The organism is Bacillus cereus group sp. BfR-BA-01524 (genome assembly GCF_022662595.1).
GTDB classification, from domain to species: Bacteria; Bacillota; Bacilli; order Bacillales; family Bacillaceae_G; genus Bacillus_A; species Bacillus_A thuringiensis_S.
Genome location: NZ_JAKUDW010000389.1, coordinates 1 through 260, shown reverse-complemented (window position 1 = coordinate 260; position 260 = coordinate 1). Strand labels below are relative to the sequence as shown.

The window sequence follows — 260 nt, the reverse complement described above, 5'->3', positions numbered from 1 at the left end:
CGGCCGATTGTATACATAAAAAGAACAATCATTCTCGTCTTACTATTATCACTTGTATATTTCATGTATACAAAAATTGTTGCGCATAATAAGAAAGAAGAAACTTTAAAAGCGGCAGCAGAAATGAAGAAACAAGAAGAGCTAAAAAAGAAAGAAGAAAAAAAGAAACAAGAAGTACAGAAGCAAAAACAAAAAGAGCAGGAAGAACAAGTGAAGCAAGCGCAAGCTGCGGAACAGCCTGCTGAAGGGCCACCTCAAGA

At 36.5% G+C, this 260-nt stretch carries 1 pseudogene; it reads left to right on the top strand.

From position 1 onward, the window contains the following. Positions 1-260, top strand: a pseudogene (locus MR170_RS31595) (serine hydrolase domain-containing protein); the annotation flags it as partial.